This is a genomic window from Umezakia ovalisporum Ak1311 (assembly GCF_029891685.1).
GTDB classification, from domain to species: domain Bacteria; phylum Cyanobacteriota; class Cyanobacteriia; order Cyanobacteriales; family Nostocaceae; genus Umezakia; species Umezakia ovalisporum.
Genome location: NZ_JANQDJ010000036.1, coordinates 1 through 3,004 on the forward strand (window position 1 = coordinate 1; position 3,004 = coordinate 3,004).

Here is a 3,004-nt window from a genome sequence, read left to right on the forward strand (position 1 = left end):
CAGCCAGAACCTTGAAAACTGCATAGTAACGCGAAAAAAGCAGGCAGACACAGACATGAAAATGAAAGTGTATGCGATGTAAAAGTGGTCAAGCTAATAAGGGCTGACGGTGGATACCTAGGCACACAGAGGCGAAGAAGGACGTGGTTACCGACGATATGCTCCGGGGAGTTGGAAGCAAACTATGAGCCGGAGATTTCCGAATGGGGCAACCCCAAGAACTACCTGCTGAATATATAGGCAGGAAAGAGCCAACCCAGCGAACTGAAACATCTTAGTAGCTGGAGGAAAAGAAATCAAAAGAGATTCCCTAAGTAGTGGTGAGCGAAAGGGGAAAAGCCTAAACCAAAGGATTAATCTTTTGGGGTAGTGGGACAGCAAAATCGAATCTAGAGGTTAGACGAAGCAGCGAAATACTGCACCAGAGAAGGTGAAAGTCCTGTAGTCGAAAACTAAAGGATAGAAGCTGAATCCCGAGTAGCATGGGGCACGTGAAATCCCATGTGAATCAGCGAGGACCATCTCGTAAGGCTAAATACTACTGTGTGACCGATAGAGAACAAGTACCGCGAGGGAAAGGTGAAAAGAACCCCGGAAGGGGAGTGAAAAAGAACATGAAACCGTGAGCTTACAAGCAGTGGGAGTCCGATTCAACGGATGACCGCGTGCCTGTTGAAGAATGAGCCGGCGACTTATAGGCACTGGTAGGTTAAGGCGAGAATGCTGGAGCCAAAGGGAAACCGAGTCTGAAAAGGGCGAAAAATCAGTGTTTATAGACCCGAACCCTGGTGATCTAACCATGGCCAGGATGAAGCTTGGGTAACACCAAGTGGAGGTCCGAACCGACTGATGTTGAAAAATCAGCGGATGAGTTGTGGTTAGGGGTGAAATGCCAATCGAACCAGGAGCTAGCTGGTTCTCCCCGAAATGTGTTGAGGCGCAGCGGTAATGAATATACCTGGGGGGTAAAGCACTGTTTCGGTGCGGGCTGGGAGACCGGTACCAAATCGAGACAAACTCAGAATACCCAGAGAACACATTGCCAGTGAGACAGTGGGGGATAAGCTTCATTGTCAAGAGGGAAACAGCCCAGACCACCAGCTAAGGTCCCCAAATCATCACTAAGTGATAAAGGAGGTGGGAGTGCACAGACAACTAGGAGGTTTGCCTAGAAGCAGCCACCCTTGAAAGAGTGCGTAATAGCTCACTAGTCAAGCGCTCCTGCGCCGAAAATGAACGGGGCTAAGTGATGTACCGAAGCTGTGGGATTAAGAAATTAATCGGTAGGGGAGCGTTCCGTGATAGGTAGAAGCAGTAGCGGCAAGCAGCTGTGGACGAGACGGAAGTGAGAATGTCGGCTTGAGTAGCGCAAACATTGGTGAGAATCCAATGCCCCGAAACCCTAAGGGTTCCTCCGGCAGGTTCGTCCGCGGAGGGTTAGTCGGGACCTAAGGCGAGGTCGAAAGGCGTAGTCGATGGACACAGGGTGAATAATCCCTGACTAAGATGTGGGAGCATGAAGAGGGACGCATAAAAGATAGCCATACCCTAATTGGTTTGGGAGACGGTTACGACCGTCGCATGGTGAAGGATAGTGCCAAGAAAAGCTGTTCATGTGATGAAAGCATCATACCCGTACCCGAAACCGACACAGGTAGGGAGGTTGAGAATACCAAGGGGCGCGAGATAACTCTCTCTAAGGAACTCGGCAAAATGGCCCCGTAACTTCGGAAGAAGGGGTGCCCACCGTATGGTGGGTCGCAGTGAAGAGATCCAGGCGACTGTTTACCAAAAACACAGGTCTCCGCTAACTCGAAAGAGGACGTATGGGGGCTGACGCCTGCCCAGTGCCGGAAGGTTAAGGAAGTTGGTTAGGGGTTCGCCCTGAAGCTGACCACCGAAGCCCCGGTGAACGGCGGCCGTAACTATAACGGTCCTAAGGTAGCGAAATTCCTTGTCGGGTAAGTTCCGACCCGCACGAAAGGCGTAACGATCTGGATGGTGTCTCAGAGAGAGACTCGGCGAAATAGGAATGTCTGTGAAGATACGGACTGCCTGCACCTGGACAGAAAGACCCTATGAAGCTTTACTGTAGCCTGGAATTGTGTTCGGGCTTGGCCTGCGCAGGATAGGTGGGAAGCGTAGAAGTATCCCTTGTGGGGGATATGGAGCTGACGGTGAGATACCACTCTGGCGAAGCTAGAATTCTAACCTAGCACCCTCATCGGGTGTGGGAACAGTTTCAGGTGGGCAGTTTGACTGGGGCGGTCGCCTCCTAAAAGGTAACGGAGGCGCGCAAAGGTTCTCTCAGCACGCTTGGAAACCGTGCGGCGAGTGTAAAGGCAAGAAGAGAGCTTGACTGCAAGAGAGACAACTCGAGCAGGGACGAAAGTCGGCCTTAGTGATCCGACGGCGCAGAATGGAATGGCCGTCGCTCAACGGATAAAAGTTACTCTAGGGATAACAGGCTGATCTCCCCCAAGAGTCCACATCGACGGGGAGGTTTGGCACCTCGATGTCGGCTCATCGCAACCTGGGGCGGAAGTACGTCCCAAGGGTTGGGCTGTTCGCCCATTAAAGCGGTACGTGAGCTGGGTTCAGAACGTCGTGAGACAGTTCGGTCCATATCCGGTGCAGGCGTAAGAGCATTGAGAGGAGCCTTCCTTAGTACGAGAGGACCGGGAAGGACGCACCGCTGGTGTACCAGTTATTCCACCAGGAGTAGACGCTGGGTAGCCAAGTGCGGAGCGGATAACCGCTGAAAGCATCTAAGTGGGAAGCCCACCTCAAGATGAGTGCTCTCACTACTTAAGTAGGTAAGGTCACGGGCAGAACACCCGTTTATAGGCACTAAGTGGAAGTACAGTAATGTATGCAGCTGAGGTGTACTAACAGACCGAGGGCTTGACCTCTCATTACATTTTCGCGTTACTTGCAGTCTTCAGGGTCTCTGACTCTACAATCTTTCCTGGTGTCTATGGCACGGTGGAACCACACTGATACC

The 3,004-nt window shown here is 51.8% G+C and carries 1 rRNA gene; it reads left to right on the forward strand.

Going from position 1 to position 3,004, the window contains the following annotated elements:
- The first annotated feature begins 86 nt into the window (after nt 1-86).
- Nucleotides 87-2,912: ribosomal RNA gene (locus tag NWP25_RS05365) — 23S ribosomal RNA — on the forward strand.
- Nucleotides 2,913-3,004: the final 92 nt, after the last annotated feature.